Annotated in this window: 1 pseudogene; it reads right to left on the bottom strand. The window is 74.5% G+C overall.

The features are described 5' to 3' along the window. Positions 1 to 463 (bottom strand): annotated as a pseudogene (locus C1631_RS25510) (hypothetical protein); the annotation flags it as partial.

Genomic DNA, 463 nt, shown 5'->3' with positions numbered 1-463 from the left:
CTCCAGGGCGGCCTTGCGGCGCTCCTCGATCTTGGGATCGGGCTTGGGCCGCTCCGGCACCTTCGCCACCACGGGCGGGGGCGGCGCCAGCGGCTCCGCCTCCTGCGCCTCGGAGGCGATGATCTGCTCCTCCGGCGGCGGGGGCAGCGTGTCGGGCGGAACCTCCGTGACGGCTTCCGGCGGCGGAGGCGGCGGCTGCACCTCCTCCGGCATCACCTCCGTCATCTCGGGGGGAGGCGGGGGCTTCACCTCGTCCGGGATCTCGACCGGCTCGGCCGTCTCCGGCTCGCCCTCGGGCTTGGCCTCCTCGGGGATCGCCTCGGACTGCGCTGTCTGGGCGGGGGCCTGCGTCTCGGCCTCCGCCATCTGCGGCGCGAGATCGATGGTGATCTCCTGCTCGCCCGGCGGCGCGGGCGGTGTCAGATGCAGATAGGTGATGCCGATCAGCCCCGCGGCGTGCAGG

This window comes from Chryseobacterium phosphatilyticum, from assembly GCF_002899825.2.
Taxonomy (GTDB): domain Bacteria; phylum Bacteroidota; class Bacteroidia; order Flavobacteriales; family Weeksellaceae; genus Chryseobacterium; species Chryseobacterium phosphatilyticum.
This window is presented reverse-complemented; position numbering and strand designations above follow the sequence as displayed.